General features: G+C 62.3%; 25 protein-coding genes. 19 read left to right on the top strand and 6 right to left on the bottom strand.

The genetic code is table 11. The annotated features are described in order from the left end of the window. Positions 1–64: 64 nt before the first annotated feature. From ACODS9_RS14610 to ACODS9_RS14620, 3 genes are all read right to left on the bottom strand, one after another. Positions 65–1,369, bottom strand: a complete 1,305-nt coding sequence (locus tag ACODS9_RS14610; protein WP_489094124.1) for an MFS transporter — start codon at positions 1,367–1,369, stop codon at positions 65–67. A 240-nt stretch (positions 1,370–1,609) separates the two neighbouring features. Beyond that, positions 1,610–2,797 carry a transporter associated domain-containing protein gene (locus tag ACODS9_RS14615; protein WP_489094125.1) on the bottom strand — a complete coding sequence of 396 codons (1,188 nt, stop codon included), beginning with the start codon at positions 2,795–2,797 and terminating at the stop codon, positions 1,610–1,612. Positions 2,798–2,806: 9 nt separating this feature from the next. Then, positions 2,807–3,616 carry a cytochrome C assembly family protein gene (locus ACODS9_RS14620; RefSeq protein WP_046854368.1) on the bottom strand — a complete coding sequence of 270 codons (810 nt, stop codon included), beginning with the start codon at positions 3,614–3,616 and terminating at the stop codon, positions 2,807–2,809. 259 nt (positions 3,617–3,875) lie between these two features. Between ACODS9_RS14620 and ffh the strand changes: the two genes are divergently transcribed. The 6 genes from ffh (at position 3,876) to ACODS9_RS14650 (ending at position 7,935) form a co-directional block, all read left to right on the top strand. Beyond that, the gene (ffh, locus tag ACODS9_RS14625) at positions 3,876–5,252 is read left to right on the top strand and encodes a signal recognition particle protein (protein WP_023629809.1); all 1,377 of its coding nucleotides are present in this window, start codon (positions 3,876–3,878) and stop codon (positions 5,250–5,252) included. A 232-nt stretch (positions 5,253–5,484) separates the two neighbouring features. After that, on the top strand, positions 5,485–5,736 hold the full coding sequence (gene rpsP / locus ACODS9_RS14630; protein ID WP_011535318.1) for a 30S ribosomal protein S16: 252 nt from the start codon (positions 5,485–5,487) through the stop codon (positions 5,734–5,736). Positions 5,737–5,741: 5 nt separating this feature from the next. Then, positions 5,742–6,278 (top strand): ribosome maturation factor RimM, encoded by a 537-nt coding sequence (gene rimM / locus ACODS9_RS14635; RefSeq protein ID WP_023629810.1) that lies wholly within the window; start codon positions 5,742–5,744, stop codon positions 6,276–6,278. A gap of 3 nt (positions 6,279–6,281) precedes the next feature. Continuing rightward, positions 6,282–7,034, top strand: coding sequence for a tRNA (guanosine(37)-N1)-methyltransferase TrmD (trmD, locus tag ACODS9_RS14640; RefSeq protein ID WP_401106958.1), 753 nt, complete (start codon positions 6,282–6,284; stop codon positions 7,032–7,034). A gap of 43 nt (positions 7,035–7,077) precedes the next feature. Then, positions 7,078–7,428: a 50S ribosomal protein L19 gene (gene rplS, locus ACODS9_RS14645; protein ID WP_023629812.1), complete on the top strand. Its 351-nt coding sequence runs from the start codon at positions 7,078–7,080 to the stop codon at positions 7,426–7,428. Positions 7,429–7,527: 99 nt separating this feature from the next. Next, positions 7,528–7,935 carry an acyl-CoA thioesterase gene (locus tag ACODS9_RS14650; RefSeq protein ID WP_023629813.1) on the top strand — a complete coding sequence of 136 codons (408 nt, stop codon included), beginning with the start codon at positions 7,528–7,530 and terminating at the stop codon, positions 7,933–7,935. An 18-nt stretch (positions 7,936–7,953) separates the two neighbouring features. On the opposite strand, the gene ACODS9_RS14655 is transcribed toward ACODS9_RS14650, so the two are convergent. Beyond that, positions 7,954–9,774, bottom strand: a complete 1,821-nt coding sequence (locus ACODS9_RS14655; protein WP_401106961.1) for a cation:proton antiporter — start codon at positions 9,772–9,774, stop codon at positions 7,954–7,956. Between the two features lie 68 nt (positions 9,775–9,842). On the opposite strand from ACODS9_RS14655, the gene xerD reads away from it, so the two are divergent. The 11 genes from xerD (at position 9,843) to ACODS9_RS14710 (ending at position 21,566) form a co-directional block, all read left to right on the top strand. Continuing rightward, positions 9,843–10,739 carry a site-specific tyrosine recombinase XerD gene (gene xerD, locus ACODS9_RS14660; protein ID WP_401106964.1) on the top strand — a complete coding sequence of 299 codons (897 nt, stop codon included), beginning with the start codon at positions 9,843–9,845 and terminating at the stop codon, positions 10,737–10,739. Between the two features lie 105 nt (positions 10,740–10,844). Then, entirely contained in the window at positions 10,845–15,221 is a 4,377-nt protein-coding gene (locus tag ACODS9_RS14665) for an RHS repeat-associated core domain-containing protein (RefSeq protein WP_489094126.1), read from the top strand. Next, complete coding sequence (locus ACODS9_RS14670) at positions 15,214–15,579, top strand: hypothetical protein (RefSeq protein WP_489094127.1); 366 nt, start codon at positions 15,214–15,216, stop codon at positions 15,577–15,579. Before ACODS9_RS14665 ends, ACODS9_RS14670 begins: the two co-directional genes overlap by 8 nt. A 129-nt stretch (positions 15,580–15,708) precedes the next feature. After that, complete coding sequence (locus ACODS9_RS14675; protein ID WP_489094137.1) at positions 15,709–15,819, top strand: hypothetical protein; 111 nt, start codon at positions 15,709–15,711, stop codon at positions 15,817–15,819. Between the two features lie 184 nt (positions 15,820–16,003). Then, on the top strand, positions 16,004–16,312 hold the full coding sequence (locus tag ACODS9_RS14680; protein WP_489094128.1) for a hypothetical protein: 309 nt from the start codon (positions 16,004–16,006) through the stop codon (positions 16,310–16,312). Positions 16,313–16,556: 244 nt separating this feature from the next. Further along, the gene (locus tag ACODS9_RS14685) at positions 16,557–16,835 is read left to right on the top strand and encodes a hypothetical protein (protein WP_489094129.1); all 279 of its coding nucleotides are present in this window, start codon (positions 16,557–16,559) and stop codon (positions 16,833–16,835) included. 176 nt (positions 16,836–17,011) lie between these two features. Then, entirely contained in the window at positions 17,012–17,761 is a 750-nt protein-coding gene (locus ACODS9_RS14690) for a DsbC family protein (RefSeq protein ID WP_023630109.1), read from the top strand. 82 nt (positions 17,762–17,843) lie between these two features. Further along, positions 17,844–19,148 (top strand): homoserine dehydrogenase, encoded by a 1,305-nt coding sequence (locus ACODS9_RS14695; RefSeq protein ID WP_023630110.1) that lies wholly within the window; start codon positions 17,844–17,846, stop codon positions 19,146–19,148. Between the two features lie 54 nt (positions 19,149–19,202). Beyond that, on the top strand, positions 19,203–20,612 hold the full coding sequence (gene thrC / locus ACODS9_RS14700) for a threonine synthase (RefSeq protein WP_489094130.1): 1,410 nt from the start codon (positions 19,203–19,205) through the stop codon (positions 20,610–20,612). Between the two features lie 156 nt (positions 20,613–20,768). Continuing rightward, positions 20,769–21,146, top strand: coding sequence for a response regulator (locus tag ACODS9_RS14705; protein WP_046854373.1), 378 nt, complete (start codon positions 20,769–20,771; stop codon positions 21,144–21,146). A gap of 138 nt (positions 21,147–21,284) precedes the next feature. Next, positions 21,285–21,566, top strand: coding sequence for a DUF3509 domain-containing protein (locus ACODS9_RS14710; protein ID WP_489094138.1), 282 nt, complete (start codon positions 21,285–21,287; stop codon positions 21,564–21,566). A 172-nt stretch (positions 21,567–21,738) separates the two neighbouring features. On the opposite strand, the gene ACODS9_RS14715 is transcribed toward ACODS9_RS14710, so the two are convergent. Together ACODS9_RS14715 and ACODS9_RS14720 are read right to left on the bottom strand one after the other, a co-directional pair. Beyond that, entirely contained in the window at positions 21,739–22,617 is an 879-nt protein-coding gene (locus tag ACODS9_RS14715; protein ID WP_489094131.1) for a TIGR02285 family protein, read from the bottom strand. Between the two features lie 10 nt (positions 22,618–22,627). Further along, positions 22,628–23,827 (bottom strand): CaiB/BaiF CoA transferase family protein, encoded by a 1,200-nt coding sequence (locus ACODS9_RS14720; protein ID WP_489094132.1) that lies wholly within the window; start codon positions 23,825–23,827, stop codon positions 22,628–22,630. Between the two features lie 141 nt (positions 23,828–23,968). Here ACODS9_RS14720 and ACODS9_RS14725 point away from each other — a divergent pair, with 141 nt between their 5' ends. Beyond that, positions 23,969–24,511, top strand: a complete 543-nt coding sequence (locus ACODS9_RS14725; RefSeq protein ID WP_046854377.1) for a YaeQ family protein — start codon at positions 23,969–23,971, stop codon at positions 24,509–24,511. A gap of 30 nt (positions 24,512–24,541) precedes the next feature. Continuing rightward, positions 24,542–26,251: a single-stranded-DNA-specific exonuclease RecJ gene (gene recJ, locus ACODS9_RS14730; RefSeq protein ID WP_489094133.1), complete on the top strand. Its 1,710-nt coding sequence runs from the start codon at positions 24,542–24,544 to the stop codon at positions 26,249–26,251. Positions 26,252–26,387: the final 136 nt, after the last annotated feature.

Below are 26,387 nucleotides of genomic sequence, written 5' to 3' on the forward strand. Positions count from 1 at the left end.
GGGGCAAGCCCGTTCCCACGCCAGTATCAGTCTGGCGTGGGAACGGGCTTGCCCCGCGATTGATTCAAAGCTCGGTATTACGCGTCTCTTTCAGACACAGCACGGCAATCAGGCTGATCAGCGCCGCCGCCGACACATAACCTCCCACCCAGCTCAAGCCCCCCATGCTCACCAGCTTCTGGGCAAAGAACGGTGCCGCCGAGGCGCCGACGATGCCGCCCAGGTTGTAGGCCGCCGAGGCGCCGGTGTAGCGCACATGGGTCGGGAACAGCTCCGGCAGCAACGCGCCCATCGGGGCGAAGGTCACCCCCATCAGGAACAGCTCGAGGCTCAGGAACAACGCCACCCCGGTGGTCGAGCCCGAGGTCAGCAGTGGTTCCATGGCAAAGCCCGAGGCGATGGCCAGCAGCGCGCCGGCGATCAACACCGGCTTGCGCCCGTAACGGTCGCTCAACCAGGCCGACAGGGGCGTGGCCAGGGCCATGAACACCACGGCGAAGCACAGCAGGCCGAGGAAGGTTTCGCGGCTGTAGCCCAGCGTGGATACGCCATAGCTCAACGAGAACACCGTGGAGATGTAGAACAGCGCGTAGCACACCACCATCGCCGCTGCCCCCAGCAGGGTCGGCAGCCAGTACTGGGAAAACAGCTCGATCACCGGCATCTTGACCCGCTCCTGGCGGGCCACGGCCTTGGCGAACACCGGGCTTTCCTCGAGTTTCAGGCGCACATAGAGCCCGACCAGCACCAGTGCGGCGCTGAGCAGGAACGGAATGCGCCAGCCCCACTCGCGGAACTGCTCGTCGCTGAGGACCAGGGCCAGGGTGAGGAACAGGCCGTTGGCGGCAAGGAAGCCGATCGACGGGCCCAACTGCGGGAACATGCCGAACCAGGCGCGCTTGCCCTCAGGGGCATTTTCGGTGGCCAGCAGTGCCGCGCCGCCCCATTCACCGCCCAGCCCCAGGCCCTGGCCGAAGCGCAGCACACAGAGAATGATCGGTGCCCATACGCCGATGCTGTCATACCCGGGCAACACGCCGATCAGGGTGGTCGAGACGCCCATCAGCAGCAGCGAGGCGACCAGCGTCGACTTGCGCCCGATGCGGTCGCCGAAGTGGCCGAACAGCGCTGACCCCAGTGGCCGGGCGAGGAAGGCGATACCGAAAGTAAGGAAGGCCGCCAGCATTTGCGCGGTGCCAGAACCGGACGGGAAGAACACCGGCCCGATCACCAGCGCGGCGGCGGTGGCGTAGACGTAGAAATCGTAGAACTCGATGGCGGTGCCGATGAAGCTGGCGGTGGCCACCCGGGCAGGCGAGTTGACCGGGGCAGCCGAGGCAGGTTCGGCGTAGGTGCTGCTGGTAGTCATGCGAAGGTCCCTGACAGTCATGCTCCATGGGGCACGGCCCATGTGGCGGGCACACGGGAGCCGGAGCGTATTGTTGTTGGTCGCCGACTGACGATAGCCCAGGGGATAGGCGGTGAGCGGTGGCTGCTCGGGGTGCTGAGCAGGGCCGCGGGGCGTGTCAGTGGGGCGGACTGGCCGTCGAGCGCCGGGTGCGGGTAGCGGGCGGGACGGCAGGGCTGGGTAAGCGTGAGCCGAGTATAACTATCGAGCCAGTGTCCAGACCAGTACCTTGCTCGCGCAATTATCCTCGGTTTCTAGGATTTCCAGCCGATATCTGCCAATTTTCAGGCATACAGCGCTTTCTGGAATGCTTTCAAGCGCTTCGGTGACCAGGCCGTTCAGGGTTTTCGGCCCGCCATCACAGGGCAGGTGCCAGCCCAGGGTACGGTTGATCTCGCGCAGCGAAGCCGTCCCTTCGATGACGAAGCGGCCATCGGGCTGAGGGTGGACATGCGGGTTGTCCAGGCTCTGCTCGTCCTCGAACTCGCCGACGATCTCTTCGAGAATGTCTTCCAGGGTAACGATGCCCAGGACCTCGCCATACTCGTCCACCACCACGCCCATGCGCCGCTGCTGCTTGTGGAAGTTCAGCAGTTGCATCTGCAGCGGTGTGCTTTCGGGCACGAAGTAGGGTTCGTAGCAGGCCGCCTGGAGCTTCTCCGGGGTGAGTTCTGCCCGTGGCAGCAGGTGGCTGATCAGCTTGGTGTTGAGGACAGCTTCGACCTGGTTGATGTCGTTGTGGTAGACCGGCAGGCGCGTGTGACGGCTGATGATCAGTTGCTCGATGATCTGCTCGATGGGATCGTCGAGGTTGATGCCGTCTACTTCGTTGCGCGGTACCAGGATGTCGTTGACGGTGATCTTGTCCAGCGCCTGCAGGCCCTCCAGCAGGCCGTGCTGGCTGGTCTCGGCAGGTTCGTCTGCGTCGAATGCGTCGCCTTGCTGCGGGTGCAGTGCCACCGCGGTGGGTTGCACGCGAAACGGGCGCAGGATCAGTTTGGCGCATCCGTCGAGCAGGCAGCCCAGCGGCTGCAGCAGCGCCAGCGGCAATTTCAGCAGGTTGCCGCCCAGGTCCAGGAAGGCTTGCGGGTTGCGGCGTGCCAGGCGGCGCGGCAGGTAGTCGGCGAGTACCAGCAGGGCGAAGCTGGCGCCAAGGCCGGCCAGCCAGAAACCGTGTTCACCGCTGTAGCGCTGGCCAATCAGGCAGGCCAGGCCCAGTACCAGCAACTTGCCCAGGCTGGCGCCGAGCACCAGGCCCTGGGCGGGCAGGGTCGGGGCGCCGTGGCCATTGAGCTGCTGGCGGGCGCAATCTACCGCGGTGAACAGTGCCGACCACAGCAGGGCCAGTGCGATGATGCCGAGCAGCGGGGCGTACGGCAGAGTGTCCATGGGCGGCCGTCAGATGTGCAGGATGAATTCGCGGACCAGCTTGCTGCCGAAGTAGGCCAGCATCAGCAGGCAGAAGCCAGCCAGGGTCCAGCGGATCGCCTTGTGACCACGCCAGCCGAGGCGGGTGCGGCCCCACAGCAGCACGCTGAAGACAATCCAGGCGACACAGGCCAGCAGCGTCTTGTGCACCAGGTGCTGGGCGAACAGGTTGTCGAGGAACAGCCAGCCGGATATCAGCGACAGCGACAGCAGCCCCCAGCCGGCCCAGAGGAAGCCGAACAGCAGGCTTTCCATGGTCTGCAGCGGCGGGAAGTTGCGGATCAGCCCGGACGGGTGCTTGTGCTTGAGCTGGTGGTCCTGCAGCAACAGCAGCAGGGCCTGGAACACGGCGATGGTGAACAGGCCGTAGGCCAGGATCGACAAGAGGATATGGGCGAGGATGCCCGGCTCTTCGTTGATCAGCGGCACCGTGCCGGGTGGCGCGAACTGGGCCAGCAGCGCGGTCACCGCGCCGAGCGGGAACAGCAGCACCAGCAGGTTCTCCACGGGAATGCTCAGGCACGCGAGCAGGGTCAGGCCGATCACCGCCACGGCGATCAGGCTGGCGGCGCTGAAGAAGTCGAGGCTCAGGCCCAGGGGCGTGATCAGCTGGAAGAACAGGGCACCGCCCTGGGCGACGACCGCCAGGGTGCCGAGCAGGCCAAGCAGCCGTTTGTCGGCACGGGCGCCACGGGCCAGGCCGGTGGCCTGGTAGACGGTCGCGGCCAGATAAAGGAAGGCGGCGAGCAGGTTGGGGATGAGGCTGGGTGAAGAGAACATAAGTCCTGGCGTGCAAGCCCTAAAGGGACGGAGTTTGGCATAGAACGCAGCAGGCAAGGAAGACTGCGTATCAATCGCGGGGCAAGCCCGCTCCCACGAATTAGCCTGGCACGAGCTGCCTGTTTGGCCGGTGGTCCAGCGCGAGGTGTGCGTCTATCCCAGTCTCCGCTATAATCGCCGCCTTGTTGTGCCCAGTGCGTGTGCATTTCCACCTGGGCGCCTGAAAAACCTCGGCTTCACTGGGCCTGAAAGGATCACCATGTTCGAAAACCTGACCGACCGCCTGTCACAGACGCTGCGCCATGTCACCGGCAAGGCCAAGCTGACCGAAGACAACATCAAGGACACGCTGCGCGAAGTGCGCATGGCCCTGCTCGAGGCCGACGTCGCCCTGCCGGTGGTCAAGGATTTCGTCAACAGCATCAAGGAGCGTGCGGTCGGCACCGAAGTGTCGCGCAGCCTGACCCCGGGCCAGGCGTTTGTGAAGATCGTCCAGGCCGAGCTGGAAAGCCTGATGGGCGCGGCCAACGAAGAGCTGACCCTCAACGCCGCCCCGCCGGCCGTGGTGCTGATGGCCGGTCTGCAAGGTGCGGGTAAGACCACCACCGCCGGCAAGCTGGCGCGTCATCTGAAAGAGCGCAAGAAGAAGAGCGTGATGGTGGTGTCGGCCGACGTCTACCGTCCGGCGGCGATCAAGCAGCTCGAGACGCTGGCCAATGATATCGGCGTGACCTTCTTCCCGTCCGACATCAGCCAGAAGCCGGTGGCCATCGCCGAAGCGGCAATCCGCGAAGCCAAGCTCAAGTTCATCGACGTGGTGATCGTCGATACCGCGGGTCGTCTGCACGTCGACGCCGACATGATGGACGAGATCAAGGCCCTGCACGCCGCGGTCAAGCCGATCGAAACCCTGTTCGTGGTCGACGCCATGACCGGCCAGGACGCCGCCAACACGGCCAAGGCCTTCGGCGATGCGCTGCCGCTGACCGGCGTGGTGCTGACCAAGGTCGACGGTGACGCCCGTGGCGGTGCCGCCCTGTCGGTGCGCGCCATTACCGGCAAGCCGATCAAGTTCATCGGCATGGGCGAGAAGACCGAAGCCCTCGAACCGTTCCACCCCGACCGGATCGCTTCGCGCATCCTCGGCATGGGTGACGTGCTCAGCCTGATCGAGCAGGCCGAGCAGAACATCGACAAGGAAAAGGCCGACAAGCTGGCCAAGAAGTTGAAGAAGGGCAAGGGCTTCGACCTCGAAGACTTCCGCGATCAACTGCAACAGATGAAGAACATGGGCGGCCTTGGTGGCCTCATGGACAAACTGCCGAGCATCGGTGGCGTCAACCTGTCGCAGATGGGCAATGCCCAGGGCGCGGCCGAGAAGCAGTTCAAGCAGATGGAAGCGATCATCAATTCCATGACCCCTGCCGAACGTCGCGACCCTGACCTGATCAGCGGTTCGCGCAAGCGCCGCATCGCCCTCGGTTCCGGCACCCAGGTGCAGGACATCGGCCGGCTGATCAAGCAGCACAAGCAGATGCAGAAGATGATGAAGAAATTCTCCGCCAAGGGCGGCATGGCCAAGATGATGCGCGGCCTCGGCGGGATGCTGCCGGGTGGCGGCATGCCCAAGATGTAAGCGAATCCGGGCGGCTGTCTTTATATGAAGACAGCCGCCCAGCCCCCGCTTCGGCGGGAACAGCGCCGCCAAATGGCGGCTTAACCGGCAGATCTGAACGGTGGGTCAAGCGCTCGCCGAAAAAGGCATTTGCAAATGTCCGTGTATTCCCCGAGAATATGCGGCCTTTTGGGCACCCGTGTGCCCATTGGGCATTCAGTTTTGCAGCACCGACTATAGGAACGATGTTCACATGGTAACCATTCGTCTGGCCCGTGGCGGCTCGAAAAAGCGCCCATTCTACCACCTGACCGTGACCAACTCGCGTAACGCCCGTGACGGCCGTTTCGTTGAGCGCGTTGGCTTCTTCAACCCGATCGCATCGGGCGCCGAAGTCAAGCTGTCGGTCAACCAAGAGCGCGTCACCTACTGGCTGAGCCAGGGCGCACAGCCGTCTGAGCGCGTTGCTCAGCTGCTGAAGGAAGCTGCCAAGGCTGCAGCCTGAGCAGTATGAACGCGACGCCAGAAAAGGCTGATGACCTCATCGTCGTTGGCAAGATTTTTTCGGTTCACGGCGTTCGCGGCGAGGTGAAGGTGTATTCCTTTACCGATCCGATTGAAAACCTGTTGGATTATCCGCGCTGGACGCTTCGGCACGAAGGCAAGGTAAAGCAGGTCGAGCTGGTCAGCGGTCGTGGCTCCCAAAAGGGCCTGGTCGTGAAATTGAAAGGCCTCGAGGATCGTGACGAAGCCCGTCTTCTGAGCGGTTACGAGATCTGCATTGCGCGGAGCCTTTTGCCCAACCTGGCAGCCGACGAGTACTACTGGTACCAGTTGGAAGGCCTGAAGGTCATCAATCAGGACGAACAGTTGTTCGGCACGATCGATCACCTGTTGGAGACCGGTGCGAACGATGTAATGGTGGTCAAGCCTTGCACAGGCAGCCTGGATGATCGCGAGCGTCTGTTGCCCTATACGGAGCAATGCGTGCTGGCAATCGACCTGCAGGCCGGTGTGATGCGAGTCGAATGGGACGCGGATTTCTAGACGATGGGTAGCCTTCGCGTAGAAGTCATCACGTTGTTCCCCGAGATGTTTTCGGCCATCACGGAGTACGGCATTACCAGCCGTGCGGTGAAACAGGGGTTGTTGCAAGTGACCTGCTGGAACCCGCGGGACTACACCACAGATCGCCACCACACCGTGGATGATCGGCCGTTTGGCGGTGGTCCGGGCATGGTGATGAAGATCAAGCCTCTGGAAGACGCCCTGGTTAGCGCCAGGCAGGCGACCGGAGCTGCGGCAAAGGTGATCTACCTTTCGCCACAAGGCCGCAAGCTGAACCAGCAGGCGGTCAAAGGCTTGGCCGAACAGGAATCGTTGATCCTGATCGCCGGCCGTTATGAAGGCATCGACGAGCGCTTTATCGAGGCTCATGTCGATGAGGAGTGGTCGATTGGCGACTATGTGCTTTCCGGTGGCGAGCTGCCGGCCATGGTACTGATCGATGCGGTTACGCGGCTGCTGCCCGGAGCTTTAGGGCATGTGGACTCGGCGGAGGAAGATTCTTTCACCGACGGTCTGCTGGATTGCCCGCATTACACCCGACCCGAGGTGTATGCGGATCAGCGTGTACCCGACGTGTTGCTTAGTGGCAACCATGCACATATCCGGCGATGGCGGATGAAGCAGTCCCTTGGTAGGACCTTCGAACGACGCGCCGATCTTCTGGAAAGTCGCTCGCTTTCTGGAGAAGAGAAGAAGCTGCTCGAGGAATACCTCCGCGAGCGGGACGATAGTTAAACGTATCGATGGTGGATCGCGTTATCCATCTTAGGAGCACAGCATGACCAACAAGATCATCCAGCAGCTCGAAGCCGAGCAGATGAGCAAAGAGATCCCGACCTTCGCACCAGGCGACACCATTGTCGTCCAGGTCAAAGTGAAGGAAGGCGACCGCTCGCGTCTGCAGGCGTTCGAAGGCGTCGTTATCGCCAAGCGTAACCGCGGTCTGAACAGCGCCTTCACCGTGCGCAAGATCTCCAGCGGCGTTGGCGTAGAGCGTACCTTCCAGACCTACAGCCCGCAGATCGACAGCCTGGCCGTGAAACGTCGTGGTGACGTGCGTAAAGCCAAGCTGTACTACCTGCGTGACCTGTCCGGTAAAGCAGCTCGCATCAAGGAAAAACTGTCCTGAGTGCAGTTTGTCCGGTGGCCTAGGCCCCCGTGCGAGAAAAAGCAGCCTTCGGGCTGCTTTTTTGCGTCTTGAATCTTGCCTTTGCGATGTGACTCCGAGATGACAACCCGAGACCAGGAAATCCAGCGCCGCACCGAACTGTCGGTGACCCGCGTGACCAAGGCGGTGTTCCCCAACACCACCAACCACCACAACACCCTGTTCGGCGGCACGGCGCTGGCGTGGATGGACGAAGTGTCGTTCATCGCCGCCACCCGTTTCTGCCGGCTGCCGCTGGTGACCGTGTCCACCGACCGCATCGATTTCAAGCACCCGATTCCGGCAGGCTCGATCGTCGAGCTGGTGGGGACGGTGATCAAGGTCGGCAACACCAGCCTGCAGGTGCAGGTGGATGTGTTCGTCGAGAACATGTACCTCGATGGGCGCGAGCGGGCGATCCATGGCGTGTTCAGCTTCGTCGCCATCGATGAGGACAAGCGCCCGGTGCCGGTGCTGCCTTTGGCCTGATTGCCGATCCCGTATGATTCAATGCGCCACAGGCTGCTCGGTCAGCTCCGGCTCCACCAGCGCCACCAGTGTCCACCCCGGCTGTGGCTTGAGCGGGTTGTCCGGGCTGGCCACATGTACCCAGCCTTGCCCGTCGCGGGCGAACAGCAGCGTCGCCCGTGGGCCATGCAACTGCTGGTAGTCGCCCCAGCCGAAGGCCTCGGTCAGCGTGGTGCTGTACAGCTCGGCACCCTGATGCAGCAGTTTGGCCAGCTGCCCATAGGTCATCGCGCTCGACCCGAGCAATTGCCCGCGATGCTCCTCGCTGGCCCGATGCTTGTCGCTGCGCTGTTTCTCCAGGCCGCTGGCCAGCACGAAAAGCCGGGCGTGGCCGAAGTCATGACGAAAGCGTGCACAGGCCAGGGCATTGAGTTCGCCTGCCGGTGACAGCCCCAGCAGATGGCCCAGCCCGACCAGGTCGAGGTGAGCGTCGGCATGCTGCGACGCAGGGTTGCCGAAGTAGGTCGGCAAGTTGTCCATGCGAGCGGCGCGGATGTTCTCCCAGCTCGAATCGGTCAGCAGCACCCGGCAGCCCAGTTGTTGCAGGGCCTTGGCGATGGCACGTGCGGGCGGGTTGGCGCCGACCAGGAGAAACCCGCTCGGTGCCGGTTCCGCCACCTTCAGCAGGCGCGCCAAGGGGCGTGCGGTGGCGCTTTGCAGGACCACGGTGCCGATGATCACGGCAAAGGTCAGTGGCACCAGTAGCAGTGCGCCCTCATGCCCGGCCTGGTCCAGGCGAATGGCGAAGATGGCCGAAACCGCCGCGGCGACGATGCCCCGCGGCGCGATCCAGGCCAGCAGCGCACGTTCCCGCCAACTCAGCGGCGAGCCCAGGGTCGACAGCAACACGTTCAGCGGCCTGGCCAGCAACTGGATCACCAGCAGCAGTGCCAGCACCGCTGGGCCCAAGGCGAGCAGGGCCTGCAGGTCGAGCCGCGCCGCCAGAAGGATGAACAGGCCGGAGATCAGCAGCACGCTGAGGTTCTCCTTGAAGTGCAGGATCTGCCGCACATCCACGCCGGGCATGTTGGCCAGCCACATGCCCATGACCGTCACCGCCAACAGGCCCGACTCATGGACGATCTGGTTGGCGGCGATGAAGATGCCCAGCACTGCGGCCAGCGACGCCAGGTTGTGCAGATACTCCGGCAGCCATTGCTCGCGCATGATCTGCCCGAGCAGCCAGCCTCCGGCGACGCCGAGCGCGCTGCCGCAGAAAATCACCCCGGCGAAGGTCGCCAGGCTGTGGCTCAGGCCTTCGCCGGCGGCGCTGGCGATGATGAAGCTGTAGACCACCACCGCCAGCAGCGCGCCGATCGGGTCGATGACGATGCCTTCCCAGCGCAGGATATTGGCGATCGTCGCCTTCGGTCGCACCACCCGCAGCATGGGGATGATCACCGTGGGGCCGGTGACCAGGGTCAAGGTGCCGAACAGGATCGCCAGGGGCCAGTCGAAGCCCAGCAGCCAGTGGGTGGCCAGGGCGATCACCAGCCAGGTGCTCAGCGCGCCGACGGTGACCAGGCGATGCACCACGCTGCCGATTTCGCGCCATTGCGACAGGTGCAGGGTGAGGCTGCCTTCGAACAGGATCAACGCCACCGCCAGCGATACCAGTGGCATCAGTAACGGGCCGAACAATGCCTGCGGTTGCAGCCAGCCCAGCACCGGCCCGGCGAGGATGCCGCACAGCAGTAGGAACAGGATCGCCGGCAGTTTCAGGCGCCAGGCCAGCCATTGGCAGAGCAGGGCGGCCGCGCCAATGCCACCGACGCTCAAAAGAATCTGCTGTTCGTTCATGCGGGCTCCCTCTGCATGCCATGTTGTGAAAGACTAAGCGTCATTTCGTCGTTTGCCACCGAGTTTTCATGCCTGCACTGGACCACCCGCTGATCGACCAGTTCCTCGATGCCTTGTGGCTGGAAAAGGGGCTTTCCGACAACACCCGCGCGTCCTACCGCAGTGACCTGGCCTTGTTCAACGGCTGGTTGCAGGAAAAGCACGTGCTGTTGCCCGATGCCGGCCGCGAACTGATCCTCGATCACCTGGCCTGGCGCTTCGACCAAGGCTACAAGCCTCGTTCCACCGCGCGCTTCCTGTCCGGGGTGCGCGGCTTTTTCCGTTACCTGCTGCGCGAGCGGTTGATTGCCGTCGATCCGACCTTGCAGGTGGACATGCCGCAGCTGGGCCGGCCACTGCCCAAGTCGCTGTCGGAGGCCGATGTCGAAGCCTTGCTGCAGGCGCCGGATCGCGGTGAGGCGATTGGCCAGCGCGATCGGGCCATGCTCGAAGTGCTGTATGCCTGCGGTTTGCGGGTGACCGAGCTGGTCAGCCTGACCCTGGACCAGGTAAACCTGCGCCAGGGCGTGCTGCGGGTCATGGGCAAGGGCAGCAAGGAGCGCCTGGTGCCGATGGGCGAGGAGGCGGTGGTGTGGATCGAGCGCTACCTGCGCGATGGTCGCGCCGAGCTGCTGGGCGGGCGCCCCAGCGATGTTCTGTTCCCCAGCCAGCGCGGCGAGCAGATGACCCGCCAGACCTTCTGGCACCGCATCAAGCACCACGCGCGGGTGGCCGGCATCGACAAGCCGCTGTCGCCGCACACCCTGCGCCACGCCTTTGCCACGCACTTGCTCAACCATGGCGCCGACCTGCGCGTGGTGCAGATGCTGCTGGGCCACAGCGACCTATCCACCACGCAGATCTACACCCATGTGGCCAAGGCCAGGCTGCAGGAACTACACGCTTTGCATCACCCTCGGGGTTGACGCTCGGGCGATCATCCAGCAGATTCCGATACCTCAAGCGCTCGATATGGAAATCAAGCATGACCAGGTTCAAGTGCCCTGCAGCCATGCCGTTGCCGGTCAATAATGTCTGACGCCCTGTGGGCCGCCCGCGAGGGTGATGCGCTGATGCACACCTCGATGATGGCCGACATCGTCAGTGGCGTGCTGGAAGTGGCCGCCAACGTCGCCATCGGCATGCTGGCCACTGCGGCGGTCACCGCGGCGTTGGGCCTGACCGTGGTCACCGGCGGCCTCGGCTGCTTCGTGCTCGGCGCGGTGGTGGGCATCGTGGTCGGCGTGGTCATGAGCAAGACCGGGGCCGACAAGGGCTTGAGCAGTTTATGCGAGGGCATCGGCAACTGCCTGTTCCCGCCCTCGGTGCAAGCCAACATCCTCACCGGCTCGAAGAATACCCACACCAATGGCAAACCGGCCGCACGCGCAGCCGGCGTCATCGTTGCCGCCGCTGCGCCCGCCGGCAGCGACGCGGCTCAGCCGCCGGCCGAGGAGGAGGAAGAAAGCTTCCTCGACATGGCCAAGGGCTTTTTCTCGCAGATGTGGCGGCCTACGGTCGCCAGCCCGGCGTCGAACACCGAGCCTGCCGACGACGACAAGATCCTCTGCAGCAAGCATCCGCCGATGCCGCCGCAGTACCTGGCCGAAGGCTCGAGCAAGGTCACCATCAACGGTCACCCGGCCTGTCGCAGCGGCGATCGCAGCACCTGCGAGGCGGTGATCGTCGACGCCGGGCTGGTCTCCGATAATGTGCGCATCGGCGGCGACTCGATCGTGGTCCGCGAGATTCGCAGCGGCAAGACCCCGGGCATCGGCCTGGCGATTACCGCCTTGATGATGCTGCGCGGGCGCGGCGGCAAGTTCTACAGCAAGTTCGGCTGCATGCTGATTGGCGGCATCGGCAGCGCCGTGACCAGCCAGGTTACCGGCGCGATCACCAGCGCCATCGCCGGCTCACCCAACCCGGTCCACAGCTCCACTGGCGCCAAACTGTTGAGCGGCGAAGCCGAGCTTGATTTCAGCCTTCCGGGCTTGATCCCGTTGGACTGGCAGCGCTACTACAACAGCCGGGATGAACGCCGCGACGGCCTGTTCGGTGCTGGCTGGAGCGTCGATTACGAAGTCTTCGTCGCTATCGAAGCGCATCCTGAAGGCGGCGAGCACCTGCTGTTCACCGACGAACAGGCACGGGTCGTCGACATGGGCCATATCCCTCGTGGTGATGCCGTGTTCAGCGCCGGCGAAGGCCTCAGCGTGCGTCGCGCGCACAATGGCGAGCTGCTGATCGAAAGCGTCGACGGTCTCTATCGCCTGTTCCAGCCCACCCCGAACAATCCGCAGCGCCTGCGCCTGGCGCAACTGGGGGATCGCAACGACAACCGCCTCTACCTGGATTACGACACCAACGGCCGCTTGCTCAGGCTGCGCGATACCTTAGATTTGGTCCAGGTGCAGTTGGTTTACAGCAGCCAATGGCCAGCCCGGGTCAGCCATATCGAGCGATGGTACAGCGACGAGTCGAACGAGCTGCTGGTCAGCTATGCCTATGACAGCAATGGCGACTTGGCCGAAGTCCGCGACGCCAGCGGCCAGGTGCAACGGCGCTTTGCCTATGACCAGGGCCGGCGCATGGTCGAACACCAACTGCCCAGCGGCCTGCGCTGCTTCTATGAATGGACTCTTGCTGCAGACGACTGGCGCGTGTCCCGGCACTGGACCGACGACGGTGACGAGTACCGTTTCGACTACGACATCGAAGCCGGCATCACCCGGGTCACCGACGGTTTGCAGCGGGTCAGCACACGCTATTGGAACACGCAGTACCAGATCACCCAGTATGCCGACGCCCTCGGCCACACCTGGCGTTTCGAGTGGAACGACGAACGCCAGCTGCTGGCCGCCACCGACCCGCAGGGCGGGCAATGGCAGTATCTGTACGATGAGTCCGGCAACCTCTGCGAAAGCATCGACCCACTGGGTCGTAGCGAGGCGACCCAGTGGCTGGAACACTGGTCGCTGCCCCGGGTACAGACCGACAAGGCCGGCAAGCGCTGGAGCTATCGCTACGACCAGCGCGGCAACTGCAGCAGCGAAACCGACCCGCTGGGCCGCACCACCCGCTACCGCCATGACGAACGCGGCCAGGTGGTGGAGATCATCGATGCGGCGGGCAAGCACAAGCACCTGCGTTGGAACGAATTGGGCCTGCTGATCGAGCAGGTCGATTGTTCGGGGTACCCGACCCGCTTCAGCTATGACCGGCGCGGGCATCTGCAGGCGGTCACCGATGCCCTCGGCGAACGTACCGAGTACCAGTACGATGCCCAGGGCCGATTGCTCGGCTCGCAATTGCCCGATGGGCGCAGTGAGCACTATCAGCTTGATCGCAACGGCCAGCTCAACAGCTATACCGACCCTGGCGGGCACTCCACCGAGTACCGCTACAACCGGCGTGGCCAGGTGCAGCAGCGGATCGATCCGCATGGTCGGCGGGTGCAGTTCAGTTACGACGCCTACGGGCGGCTACTGGCGCTGACCAATGAAAATAACGAAAGCTACAGGTTCAGCTGGGACCTAATTGACCGCCTGACTGAGCAGCAGGATCTGGACGGCAGCGCCAGCCGCTATCACTACGACCGGCTGGATAACCTCAGTTGCCTTGAGTACCTCCCCGCCCCCCAAGGCGATGCTGAAGCGATCATTCATCAATTGCACCGGGATGCCGTCGGGCGCTTGATCAAAAAACGCACCGACGATGGTGAAACCCAGTACAGCTACGATCCCCTTGATCAACTGACGGCAATCAGCTTCACCGACAAGGCAGGCAACAGCGAGCAACTGGCGTTCGCTTACGATGCCCTTGGCCAATTGCTGGAAGAGCACAGCGCCAACGGAGTGCTGCAGCATCACTACGACGAACTCGGCAACCTGATCCAGACCCAGTTGCCCGACGGCCGCTGGCTCAACCGCCTGTACTACGGCAGCGGCCATCTGCACCAGCTCAACCTCGACGGCAAGGTGATCAGCGATTTCGAACGCGACCGCCTGCACCGTGAAGTGCTGCGCACCCAGGGCCGGGTCAGCACCCGCAGCGAGTACGACCGCAGCGGTCGTTTGCGCTCACGCCTGCGCCGCCCCAACCACCAGCCGCCGCAACTGCCGGCTACGGTACAGCAACGCTTCGATTTCGACTCGGCAGACAACCTGATCGGCCGTTTCAACCAGCAGCCCGGCAGCCAGCACCAGCAATTGCTGCACTACGATGCCAGCGGCCGGATCATGGCCAGCCAGGACGCTGGCCAGGGCGAGAGCGAAACCTTCGCCTACGACGCCGCCGCCAACCTGCTCGATGGGCCGCAAGCCGGCATCGGCCTGGTGCGCCATAACCGCTTGCTCACCTACCAGGACAAACGCTACCGCTACGACGGCTTCGGCCGCCTGATCGAGAAACGCAGCAGCCGACGTGGCATCCAGCACTTCAGCTACGACGCCGAGCACCGCCTGATCCAGGTGCGCAGCCAGCACGGTGGGCGCGAACGGATACTGAACATGCGCTACGACCCGCTCGGGCGGCGTGTCGAGAAAAGCGAATATGACGATCAGGGCAATCTGCTCGACCAGACCCGCTTCGCCTGGAATGGCCTGCGCTTGTTACAGGAGCATCGCTACAGCCAGACCAGCCTTTACCTGTATGTCGAAGACAGCCACGAACCCTTGGCGCGGGTTGACGGTGCGGGGCAGCACCAGCAGGTGCGCTACTACCATAACGATCTCAATGGCCTGCCCGAACAGTTGACGGATGACAGTGGCGAGGCGGTCTGGCAGGCGCGCTATCAGGTCTGGGGCAATACCCTGCAGGAGGTGCGTGAGGCGCATTTCATCGAAGAGCAGAACCTCAGGTTTCAGGGCCAGTACCTGGACCGTGAGACGGGTCTGCACTACAACACGTTCCGGTTTTATGATCCGGATGTCGGGCGGTTCACGCAGCCGGATCCGATAGGATTGCTGGGTGGCACGAATCTTTATCAGTATGCGCCGAATCCGAACGGGTGGGTTGATCCGCTTGGATTATCTCCTGTTAGTCCTAAAACGATTTTATTCTCACAAGACAGTATTAATGGTGTGTTTGAGGATGGAAGGAGTGTTAATGGATTAACACATAGACTTATAAATGATCCCTCGTATATAAATGAAATTGAGCCAATCAGAAAAGTCAGGATGCGGGATTTACCTGCTAATGTTCAAGAGCGCTTATTGTCTCAAGGAGCACATAAAGATTCAGTGTTTAGCTTGGATAATAGAAGACTGTACGCAGCTAAAGAAGCTGGTATATCCAAAATCCCATCCAGATGGGCAACTCCAGAGGAATTGTCTAAAATAAATCTTGATCGAAGGTTCTCAACTGGTGATGGTGGTAAATCGATAAGGACAAGAGGTTGTGGCTAATATGAATGTTAAGGCAATAGAAACAAAATATGGTCTGATTTATGGGCGAGATGCTTTGGTTCTTTCAGGGACTGAATTAATACTCTATCCTTTTAAATTTGTCATTAAAGCATCGTTATCATTGCGTTCCTGTAGGCCAATAATTACAGGCGCACCTGATGTTAATGTTGAATTTTTGTTTAGTGATATTAAAAGTATGTCTGTGTATAAAATGGATGATTACCCATATGAAAAACACTCTCTGTCGAGCTTTGATTTGATAGATAATATAGATGGAGATGGACTCCAGCATATAGTTCTTAGTACTTATGACCATGTTTTCGATGTGGTTGGAAAATATGATATTAAATATTCTTAGATGAATTTTTAATAAATTGGGAAAGAAATTCTGATTCTCCAGGTTTTTTATTTAATCTCCGTTCAATTAAGCACGGCCTATGGTGAGCGGGATTCCTGTAGCTGCACTGCGACCTGAACAGCGCCCCCGCTGGAGTGCACCAACGAGCAGGGCCAGCTGCGCTGGTCCGGCGACTACGCTCCGTTCGGCGAGGTCACCAACCGGGTTATCAACAGCATGCCGATGCTGAAAAATCAGTGAATATCACGCTGCGCCGATAACGGCAGAGTAGGGCAGTTGTATCCAAAATGAAGAATAAAATTATTATTGAAACCTATGTAAAGACGGGTAAACGGCCGAATATGAAGGAGGATTTAATGGCCAGGCGTCTATCGAAGGGTCGCTGGTTCTTACGATTGATGGCACACCGCTTATTGACAAAAGCATGTTTGATTACGTCGACGACCTGTGGAGCTATTTGTCAGAAGGGTTGCTACACATCAGTGAAGGCAAATCGTTTAGATGTTATTTTCCTGACCAGCCCATCGAAGTCAATCTGACCCCCAGCAACGGTCGTTTGCAGGTGAGCGTCACCTGCCATAGTGAGGTTTCTGTTGCAGTCGATAAAGATGAATTTGTCAGGGTCATGAGCGAGCACGCCCGCAAATTTTTCACCCGGTTGCAGGCGATAGAGCCTGGCGCCAAAGGTAATTGCGACTACGTACTGGGAAACCTGAACAAAATTCGTCGGTAACATCAGGAATTGGCTCATCAACTGCGCGCTATTCTACGCCGCGCCCAATTGACCTGAGCGCTGCACAAAAGTCGAACCAAAGCGGGTTCGCCGGATAGCCTGTGGAGGCTGGAGATAGGAGAAAGGCAGTAGAGGTCGCAGTGCATCGGACTGATGAGCAATCAGGCGGGAAAGCCGTCCTGCCTGGCAAGACGCTCTACCACGTTAATTTCGGTTGATAAAAGTAAAGGTTAAGGATTTTGTAATGCTGGACATCTCCTATCTGTCGGACGCGTTAGGCGACAAGCCCTCCCTTCAATTGAGTGACGCTGAGGTGAAGCGTGTGCAGGGCGCCTTCAATGAATTGCGTGAAAAGACGGGGCTTTATATCGATCCTTATGGTCGATCCAGGATTTATCCCAGGCAGCAGAAGATGTTGATTGCGCTGCTGTTACAGGACATTGGTTGCGATGTGCTTGCTTTGGTTGATTTTCTGAAGGTTTCCAGTGATGCAGATGAGGTATTGCTGGTAGACGGTGATTGATAGCTGAGGTAACCGCCGCCCCTGGCGCACGCAGCTTTGCGCTCCCGATCAAGCACGCCTCGACCGCCCTCGCTTCTGTGGTAGGCTTGGGCGGTTTGCACCGAGGGCCGCAATGACACCCCGATTTCAGCACGGGCGTGCTGCATCCGGCCCCCTGTCCGCCTTCAGGAGTTCCCATGCGCGTGACCCAGATTTTCGCTGCCGCCGCCCTGGCGCTGGCCAGTACCTTTGCCTTCGCCGCGGCCACCGATACCAATGCCGGTGCCGAGCAGGCGATTCGCAAGTCGTTGCAGAACCTCCAGCTGGAGGTACCGATCGAAAGCGTTGCCAGCAGCCCGCTCAATGGCCTCTACGAGGTCAAGCTGCAAGGTGGGCGCGTGCTGTACGCCAGCGCCGACGGCCAGTTCGTCATGCAGGGCTACCTGTTCCAGATCCAGGACGGCAAGCCGGTCAACCTCACCGAGAAGACCGAGCGCCAGGGCATCGCCAAGTTGATCAACGGTATTCCGGCCGGCGAGATGGTGGTCTACCCGGCCAAGGGCGAGACCAAGTCGCACATCACCGTGTTCACCGACACCACCTGCCCGTACTGCCACAAGCTGCACGCCGAAGTGCCGGAGCTCAACCGCCGCGGTATCGAAGTGCGTTACGTCGCCTTCCCGCGCCAGGGCCTGGGTTCGCCGGGCGACGAGCAATTGCAGGCGGTCTGGTGCTCCAGCGATCGCCGCGCGGCGCTGGACAAGATGGTCGATGGCAAGGAAATCAAGGCTGCCAAGTGCGCCAACCCGGTCAGCAAGCAGTTCCAGCTGGGCCAGTCGATTGGTGTAAATGGCACGCCGGCGATCGTTCTACAGAATGGCCAGGTGATTCCGGGCTACCAGCCGGCGCCGCAAGTGGCCAAACTGGCCCTGGCCGAGAGCAAGTAACCAATTCAGTACGCCGTCGTCATGGGGTGACGGCATGTTTCACGGTCGGCGCAGGTGCCGGCCGTTCTATGGGGAGTTCACAGTGAAACCGGTCAAAGTAGGCATCTGTGGGTTGGGGACCGTCGGTGGCGGAACCTTCAATGTACTTCAGCGCAACGCCGAGGAGATCGCCCGCCGTGCCGGGCGCGGTATTGAAGTGGCACAGATTGCCATGCGCTCGCAGAACCCGAACTGCCAGATTACCGGTACCCCCATTACCGCTGATGTGTTCGAAGTCGCGAGCAACCCCGAGATCGATATCGTCATTGAGCTGATCGGCGGCTACACCATCGCCCGCGACCTGGTGCTCAAGGCCATTGAAAACGGCAAGCACGTGGTCACCGCCAACAAGGCGCTGATCGCCGTGCACGGCAACGAGATCTTCGCCAAGGCCCGCGAGAAGGGCGTCATCGTCGCCTTCGAAGCTGCCGTGGCCGGTGGCATCCCGGTGATCAAGGCGATCCGCGAGGGCCTGTCGGCCAACCGCATCAACTGGCTGGCCGGGATCATCAACGGCACCGGCAACTTCATCCTCACCGAAATGCGCGACAAGGGCCGTGCCTTCCCCGATGTGCTGGCCGAAGCCCAGGCGCTGGGCTACGCCGAGGCCGACCCGACCTTCGACGTCGAAGGCATCGACGCCGCGCACAAGCTGACCATCCTGGCGTCCATCGCCTTCGGTATCCCGCTGCAGTTCGACAAGGCCTACACCGAGGGCATCACCCAGCTGACCACTGCTGACGTGAACTATGCCGAGGCCCTGGGCTACCGCATCAAGCACCTGGGCGTGGCCCGTCGCACCGCCGACGGCATCGAGCTGCGTGTACACCCGACGCTGATCCCCAACGATCGCCTGATCGCCAACGTCAATGGCGTGATGAATGCGGTGATGGTCAATGGCGACGCCGCCGGTTCCACCTTGTACTACGGCGCCGGTGCCGGCATGGAGCCGACCGCCTCGTCGGTGGTCGCCGACCTGGTCGACGTGGTTCGCGCCATGACCTCCGACCCGGAGAACCGTGTACCGCACCTGGCCTTCCAGCCGGATGCGCTGTCGGCGCACCCGATCCTGCCGATCGAAGCCTGCGAAAGCGCCTACTACCTGCGTATCCAGGCCAAGGACCACCCGGGTGTGCTGGCCCAGGTCGCCAGCATTCTCTCGGAGCGTGGCATCAACATCGAGTCGATCATGCAGAAGGAAGCCGAGGAACAGGATGGCCTGGTGCCGATGATCCTGCTGACTCACCGTGTGGTCGAGCAGCGCATCGACGACGCCATCGTCGCCCTGGAAGCGCTCCAGGACGTGGTCGGCAAGGTCGTGCGCATCCGCGTCGAACAGCTCAATTAATTCCGGCGGCGGGCCGCGACGGCGGCCCGCGCCCAGCATCGAAGGTTTGCACCCATGCGCTATATCAGTACCCGCGGCCAGGCTCCGGCCCTGAACTTCGAAGACGTCCTGCTGGCTGGCCTGGCCAGCGACGGCGGCCTGTACGTTCCCGAGAACCTGCCACGCTTCACCCAGGAAGAGATCGCCTCCTGGGCTGGCCTGCCGTACCACGAGCTGGCCTTCCGGGTGATGCGCCCGTTCGTCGAAGGCAGCATCGCCGACGCCGACTTCAAGAAAATCCTCGAAGAGACCTACGGCAACTTCGCCCACGCCGCAGTCGCGCCGCTGCGCCAGCTCAACGGCAACGAGTGGGTGATGGAGCTGTTCCACGGCCCGACCCTGGCCTTCAAGGACTTCGCCCTGCAGTTGCTCGGCCGTCTGCTCGACCACGTGCTGGTCAAGCGCGGCGAGCGCGTGGTGATCGTCGGAGCCACCAGTGGTGACACCGGCTCGGCCGCCATCGAAGGCTGCCGCCGTTGCGACAACGTCGACATCTTCATCCTGCACCCGCACCAGCGCGTGTCGGAAGTGCAGCGCCGGCAGATGACCACCATCCTCGGCGACAACATCCACAACATCGCCATCGAAGGCAACTTCGACGACTGCCAGGAGATGGTCAAGGCCAGCTTCGCCGACCAATCCTTCCTCAAGGGCACTCGCCTGGTGGCGGTCAACTCGATCAACTGGGCGCGGATCATGGCCCAGATCGTCTACTACTTCCATGCCGCGCTGCAGCTCGGCGGCCCGGCGCGCTCGGTGGCGTTCTCGGTGCCGACCGGCAACTTCGGCGATATCTTCGCCGGTTACCTGGCGCGCAACATGGGCCTGCCGATCAGCCAGCTGGTGGTGGCGACCAACCGCAACGACATCCTGCACCGCTTCATGAGCGGCAACCAGTACGTCAAGGACGCCCTGCACCCGACCCTGTCGCCGTCGATGGACATCATGGTCTCGTCCAACTTCGAGCGCCTGCTGTTCGACCTGCACGGTCGCAATGGTGCCGCGGTTGCCCAGCTGATGGACACCTTCAAGCAAGGCGGCGGCTTCAGCGTCGAGCAGGATCGCTGGACCGAGGCGCGCAAGCTGTTTGATTCGCTGGCGGTGACCGACGAGCAGACCTGCGAGACCATCGCCGAAGTGTTCAAGGCCATCGGTGAAGTCCTCGACCCGCACACCGCGATCGGCGTCAAGGCTGCCCGCGAGTGCCGTCGTAGCCTGGACACCCCGATGGTAGTGCTGGGCACCGCGCATCCGGTCAAGTTCCCCGAGGCGGTGGAGAAGGCCGGTGTCGTCAAGGCCCTGGAGCTGCCGGCGCACCTGAGCGATCTGTTCAGTCGCGAGGAGCGCTGCACGGTGTTGGCCAACGACCTGAAGGCCGTGCAGGCCTTCGTCAGCCAGCATGGCAATCGCGGCAAACCGCTGTAATCGGCACCACTCACAGGAAAGCCCGTCTTGCACGGGCTTTTTTGTGGGCGCAAGACACACGGCAACGGCTTTCAGATATTTCCCATGTAGTTCGATGGATACCCCTACTAGAGTGGCGTCCTGACCAACAGGACACGCGGCTCCAGGGGGAGGCTCATGCATCAGCTCAATGTTCTTATCCATCAGGCTCGGCCCTACTATCAGATGCTGTTGCATCAGGCCTTCAATGCCCAGGGTGTGTACAACGTCCGGCTCACCGATGACGTGCCTGCAGCCACGGCCCACATGGCCCAGGGGCGGCAGCCCGTTGATGTGCTGGTGCTTGATCAGGGAATGCCAAGGCGTCATGCCCGGCGCCTGTTCAAGTACCTGGTGCAGGCCTCCTGCGCGGGTGGGCTGCTGTTTGTCGGCTATGGCGACGCTGGGGGTATCGACCTCGCGCTCGAGGCCCGCGAGCAGGGCTTGAATGTCCTGGCCGAGCTGCCCTGGCCGATGTCCATGGTGGGCCTGGAGCAGGCACTGGGGCGCCTGTAGTCCGCTCCTCGACAGGAAGGTGCGGGAGGAGCATCGAAACTGTCATGTTGGCCGAGCATGCTCGTGATGAGGGGGCAGGGCGAACTTTCCGTCGGCCCCGATGGTCAGTTTCCTTACCCTAGCCAGCGAGTGATCCGGATGGAAAGAATCTGCAGACTGCTCAATGATGCCCTGACCCCGTACCAGGCCGAACTTGGACCGGTCGATAACCGTGGCTGTCGTCACCTGAGTATTCACGATGAGCACGGTTTGCCGATCCTGCGGCGTACGGTGTGTGAGCGAGAGTTGGTGGAGCAGCAATTGCTGGTCGATCTGGTCGATGGTCTGCACCGTGACCTGCAAATTGCCGAAGGCCGCCTGCAACCCTGTGTGATCGCCGCCTTGCAGCATCAGAGGCAAATGCACGGAACCTTTGCCTGACCGGCCCGTCAGACTCAGCAAGGGCAGCCTGATGGTGCTTTGCTCCGGTACCCTCCAGGCTGTCACTGGAAGTCCCAAGGGCTTTCGCTTGACCCCGGTCGTCCTCCCCAGCGGCCGGGGTTTCTTTTTGCCTTGAATCCACCGGCACCCTTGCTGGTCTTTACGCGTCAGCTCAGCGCCCCGGCGCTTCGCCCTGCTCGAAGAAATGCAGGGCCTGGCCCAGGTAGTCCTCCTGCAGCTCCGTATCCAGCCAGCGAGCATATAGGCCTGGCAAGGTGTCGCGGCGCAGCATGGGCAGCAGTTGGTCGATATGAGCGATCGCTTCGCGTCCCAAGGCGGTGTCCGAGCAGCCCACATGCAGGAACTGATAGCGGTCGACGCCACGGATGGGATAGAAGCGGTAATCATCCAGCGAGCCATTCTGCTGCTGGATCAGGTAGCGCACTTCTGGCCAGTAGCCCAGCACTAGCTGCAGGCGCCCCAGCTGCTGCATCTGCAGCAGACTGGCGGTGGCATCGTTGCCGTAGTGGCGGCTGAAGGCACTGTCTGGCAGCTGCTTCAGCACATCATCGACCTGCACGCTGTAGCTGCGCTCGGCGACGATGCCCAGCTTGAGCCGGGTCTGGGCCAGCAGCCGCTGAAGATCAACCTGTTGCCCATCCAGAAAAGGCTCCAGCAGCGCCTGGTCGCGCGTGCGCACCACCAGGCCACTGCTCAGGACGCCCAGCGATGGCTGGGAGAAATGCACGTACCGGGCGCGTTCGGGGGTCCAGAGCAGGGTCGGGTCGCAGGTGAAACTGGGCTCCTGGAGCATCTGGATGCCTCGGGCGCGATTGACCCGGACGATCTGGTGGTCGTACTCGGGCATCTGCGCGATCAGCATGGGCAACAGTTGGTCGATCACGCCCTGGCCTTTGGCCGGCCCTTCGAAGATGGTGAACGGTGGCAGGTCGCGGACCAGCCACAGCAGGCGCTCCCGGGCCTCGGTCGATTGTGCCACGAGCGCGGTCAGCAGCAGGCAGAGCAGCAGGGGCAGGTGGCGGATGCGCATGGGCCGCGGATCAGACCGTACCGGCCGCGCGCAGGCGGGCAATGGCGGCTTCGTCGTAGCCCAGGCTGGCCAGTAGCGGGGCCGTATGTTCGCCCAGGGCCGGGCCGACCCATTCGGCGGAGCCGGGGGTGTCGGACAGCTTGGGTACGATGCCCGGCATCTTGAACGGCTTGCCATCCGGCAGGCGGGCCTGGAGGAACATCTCGCGGGCGAGGAACTGCGGGTCGCCCAGCATGTCCTCGGCGGAGTAGATCCGGCTGGCCGGCACCTCGGCGTCGTTGAGCACCTGCATCACCTTGTCCAGCGGCAGGCCGTTGGCCCAGCGATCGATGACGCCGTACAGCTCGTCGCGGCGGGCATCGCGGCCATCATTGGTCGTCAGGGCTGCATCGTTGGCCAGGTCGTCACGACCGATGGCCTGCATGAAGCGTTTGAAGATCGCATCGCCATTGGCGCCGATCTGCACATGCCGGCCATCGGCGGTGGTATGGATGCAGGAAGGGGTGATACCCGGCATGATGTTGCCGGTGCGCTCGCGGATGAAACCGAACACGTCGAATTCCGGCACCATGCTTTCCATCATGGCGAAGATCGCTTCGTACAGCGCCACATCCACCACTTGGCCGGCGCCACCGTTGACTTCGCGATGACGCAGGGCCATCAGCGCGCCGATCACGCCCCACAGGGCGGCAATGGAGTCCCCGATTGAAATCCCCGTGCGCACTGGTGGGCGATCCTCGAAGCCGGTGATGTAGCGCAAGCCGCCCATGGATTCGCCAACCGCGCCGAAGCCCGGTTGGTCCTTCATCGGGCCGGTCTGGCCGAAGCCCGACAGGCGCACCATGACCAGGCGCGGGTTGAGGGCGTGCAGCACATCCCAGCCCAAGCCGAGCTTCTCCAGCACGCCGGGGCGGAAGTTCTCGATCAGGATGTCGGCCTCGGCCAGCAGGCGCTTGAGCACTTCGCGGCCTTCAGGATGCTTGAGGTTGAGGGTCAGTGATTGCTTGTTGCGCGCCTGGACGAACCACCACAGCGAGGTGCCCTCGTACAGCTTGCGCCATTTGCGCAGCGGATCACCGCCATCGGGCGACTCGACCTTGATCACCTCGGCACCGAACTCGGCGCAGATCCGCGAGGCGAACGGGCCGGCGATCAGGGTGCCGAGCTCGATGACTTTCAGGCCGGCGAGGGGTTTGCTGGGCGTTGTCATGGGGCATCCGTGGCGTCTGGGCGTGACGCAGGTTGTATCACAGCTCGGCGGCGGCAGGTATATCGGCATTGTCTGAACCGGCGCTGGCGCCTGGGATCAGTTAGACTGTGCGCCTTTCCCCCCGCAAGAAGCCTATTGCCCATGGCCCAGCCGTCCACCACCTACAAGTTCGAATTGAATCTGACCGACCTCGACCGCGGCGTGTACGAGAACGTCCGCCAGACCATCGCCCGCCACCCTTCGGAAACCGAAGAACGCATGGCCGTGCGCCTGCTGGGCTATGCCCTCTGGTACAACGAGCAGCTGTCCTTCGGCCGTGGCCTGTCGGACGTCGATGAGGCGGCCCTGTGGGAAAAAAGCCTGGACGATCGCATCCTGCACTGGATCGAAGTCGGCCAGCCCGACGCCGATCGCCTGACCTGGTGCTCGCGGCGTACCGAGCGCACCAGCCTGCTGGCCTACGGCAGCCTGCGCGTGTGGGAGACCAAGGTACTCGGCGCGGTCAAGGGCCTGAAGAACCTGAGCATTGCCGCCGTGCCGCAGGAGGTGCTGGAAACCCTCGCCACCGATATGCCGCGTACCATCAAGTGGGACGTGATGATCAGCGAAGGCACGGTGTTCGTCACCGACGACCGTGGCCAGCACGAAGTGCAGTTGCAATGGCTGCTTGGCGAGCGCGGCTGACCTGAAACAAAGCGGAATTGCGAAGACCTCATGCGTATCGAACCACGTCCCCTGCCGTCGCCCCTGCCTTTGTTGGGCAACCTGCCACCCTTGCTGACCCGCTTGTACGCCGCCCGGGGCGTAGCGTCCGAGGCCGAGCTGGACAAGAGCCTGGCGCGCCTGCTGCCTTACCAGCAACTCAAGGGTATCGACGCGGCGGTGGAGCTGCTGGTCGAGGCGCTCGATCAGCGCCAGCGCATTCTCATCGTAGGTGATTTCGATGCCGACGGCGCCACCGCCAGCACGGTCGGCGTGCTGGGCTTGCGTTTGCTGGGCGCGGCCCATGTCGATTACCTGGTGCCCAACCGCTTCGAGTATGGCTACGGTCTGACCCCGGAGATCGTCGCGGTCGCGCTCGAGCGCCAGCCGCAGTTGCTGATCACCGTGGACAACGGTATCTCCAGCGTCGATGGCGTGGCCGCGGCCAAGGCCGCCGGGCTCAAGGTGCTGGTCACCGACCACCACCTGCCGGGCGAGCAATTGCCGGCCGCCGACGCCATCGTCAATCCCAACCAGCCCGGTTGCGCATTCTCCAGCAAGTCACTGGCCGGTGTCGGCGTGATCTTCTACGTGCTGATGGCCCTGCGTGCGCGATTGCGCACTCTGGGGCGCTACGAAACGCAGCCGCAGCCGAATATCGGCGAGTTGCTTGACCTGGTGGCGCTGGGCAGCGTCGCCGACGTGGTGCCGTTGGATGCCAACAACCGCATCCTGGTGCATCAGGGGCTGGAGCGTATCCGCGCCGGTCGCGCCCGCCCGGGGCTCAAGGCCATCCTCGAAGTGGCGCGGCGCGACCACAAGCGCATCACTTCCACCGACCTTGGCTTCATCCTTGGCCCGCGGCTCAATGCCGCCGGGCGCCTGGACGACATGAGCCTGGGCATCGAATGCCTGTTGTGCGAAGACGCGGCGCTTGCGCTGGACATGGCCCAGCAGCTGGATGGCCTGAACCAGGATCGCAAATCCATCGAACAGGGCATGCAGCGCGAGGCTTTGGCCCAGCTCAAGGATCTGCCGGTCGAGTCCATGCCTTATGGCTTGTGCCTGTTCGACGCCGACTGGCACCAGGGGGTGATCGGCATCCTCGCTTCGCGCCTGAAAGAGCGTTACCACCGCCCGACCATCGCCTTTGCCGATGCGGGGGAAGGGGTGTTGAAGGGCTCGGCGCGTTCGGTGCCGGGGTTCCATATCCGTGATGCGCTGGACGCCGTTGCGGCGCGGCATCCGAGCTTGATCAGCAAGTTCGGTGGGCATGCCATGGCGGCGGGGCTGTCCTTGCCGGCCGAGAATTTCCCCGCGTTTGCCGAGGCGTTCGACGACGAGGTGCGGCGGCAGTTGCGTGAGGAAGACCTGACTGGGCGGTTGTTGTCGGATGGCACGTTGGCGGTCGAGGAGTTTCACCTGGATTTGGCGCGGGCATTGCGCAATGCCGGGCCCTGGGGGCAGCACTTTCCCGAGCCGTTGTTCCACGGGGTGTTCCAGCTGGTCGAGCAGCGGGTTGTCGGGGAGCGGCATCTGAAAGTGGTGCTCAAGAGCGAGTGTGGGGCGGTGCGGTTGGATGGGATTGCCTTTGGGATTGACCGGGAGGTCTGGCCGAATCCTACAGTGCGGTGGGTGGAGTTGGCTTACAAGTTGGATGTGAATGAGTTTCGGGGGAATGAGAGTGTGCAGTTGATGATTGCGCATATGGAAGCGCGGTGATCTTTTTTTGAGTTGCTGGTTTTTTGGTTTTTTGGTTGTATTGAAGTTGTATGCGCATTCATTTGCGATGTCGACGCTTATTCACCTTTCCGCCCTTACGGCGGCTTACTTTGGTCGTGGCCAAAGTAAGCAAAGC

Source organism: Pseudomonas sp. FG36 (assembly GCF_057809275.1).

Excerpts from the sequence above, each read along its gene's own strand:
- recJ (WP_489094133.1), top strand. The coding sequence starts at position 24,542 with ATGCGTATCGAACCACGTCCCCTGCCGTCGCCCCTGCCTTTGTTGGGC.
- ACODS9_RS14705 (WP_046854373.1), top strand. The coding sequence starts at position 20,769 with ATGCATCAGCTCAATGTTCTTATCCATCAGGCTCGGCCCTACTATCAG.
- ACODS9_RS14615 (WP_489094125.1), bottom strand. The coding sequence starts at position 2,797 with ATGGACACTCTGCCGTACGCCCCGCTGCTCGGCATCATCGCACTGGCC.
- ACODS9_RS14715 (WP_489094131.1), bottom strand. The coding sequence starts at position 22,617 with ATGCGCATCCGCCACCTGCCCCTGCTGCTCTGCCTGCTGCTGACCGCG.
- ACODS9_RS14710 (WP_489094138.1), top strand. The coding sequence starts at position 21,285 with ATGGAAAGAATCTGCAGACTGCTCAATGATGCCCTGACCCCGTACCAG.
- ACODS9_RS14620 (WP_046854368.1), bottom strand. The coding sequence starts at position 3,616 with ATGTTCTCTTCACCCAGCCTCATCCCCAACCTGCTCGCCGCCTTCCTT.
- ffh (WP_023629809.1), top strand. The coding sequence starts at position 3,876 with ATGTTCGAAAACCTGACCGACCGCCTGTCACAGACGCTGCGCCATGTC.
- ACODS9_RS14610 (WP_489094124.1), bottom strand. The coding sequence starts at position 1,369 with ATGACTACCAGCAGCACCTACGCCGAACCTGCCTCGGCTGCCCCGGTC.
- rimM (WP_023629810.1), top strand. The coding sequence starts at position 5,742 with ATGAACGCGACGCCAGAAAAGGCTGATGACCTCATCGTCGTTGGCAAG.
- ACODS9_RS14725 (WP_046854377.1), top strand. The coding sequence starts at position 23,969 with ATGGCCCAGCCGTCCACCACCTACAAGTTCGAATTGAATCTGACCGAC.
- ACODS9_RS14690 (WP_023630109.1), top strand. The coding sequence starts at position 17,012 with ATGCGCGTGACCCAGATTTTCGCTGCCGCCGCCCTGGCGCTGGCCAGT.
- thrC (WP_489094130.1), top strand. The coding sequence starts at position 19,203 with ATGCGCTATATCAGTACCCGCGGCCAGGCTCCGGCCCTGAACTTCGAA.
- ACODS9_RS14655 (WP_401106961.1), bottom strand. The coding sequence starts at position 9,774 with ATGAACGAACAGCAGATTCTTTTGAGCGTCGGTGGCATTGGCGCGGCC.
- ACODS9_RS14680 (WP_489094128.1), top strand. The coding sequence starts at position 16,004 with ATGTTTGATTACGTCGACGACCTGTGGAGCTATTTGTCAGAAGGGTTG.
- ACODS9_RS14665 (WP_489094126.1), top strand. The coding sequence starts at position 10,845 with ATGTCTGACGCCCTGTGGGCCGCCCGCGAGGGTGATGCGCTGATGCAC.
- xerD (WP_401106964.1), top strand. The coding sequence starts at position 9,843 with ATGCCTGCACTGGACCACCCGCTGATCGACCAGTTCCTCGATGCCTTG.
- rpsP (WP_011535318.1), top strand. The coding sequence starts at position 5,485 with ATGGTAACCATTCGTCTGGCCCGTGGCGGCTCGAAAAAGCGCCCATTC.
- ACODS9_RS14720 (WP_489094132.1), bottom strand. The coding sequence starts at position 23,827 with ATGACAACGCCCAGCAAACCCCTCGCCGGCCTGAAAGTCATCGAGCTC.
- ACODS9_RS14685 (WP_489094129.1), top strand. The coding sequence starts at position 16,557 with ATGCTGGACATCTCCTATCTGTCGGACGCGTTAGGCGACAAGCCCTCC.
- rplS (WP_023629812.1), top strand. The coding sequence starts at position 7,078 with ATGACCAACAAGATCATCCAGCAGCTCGAAGCCGAGCAGATGAGCAAA.
- trmD (WP_401106958.1), top strand. The coding sequence starts at position 6,282 with ATGGGTAGCCTTCGCGTAGAAGTCATCACGTTGTTCCCCGAGATGTTT.
- ACODS9_RS14650 (WP_023629813.1), top strand. The coding sequence starts at position 7,528 with ATGACAACCCGAGACCAGGAAATCCAGCGCCGCACCGAACTGTCGGTG.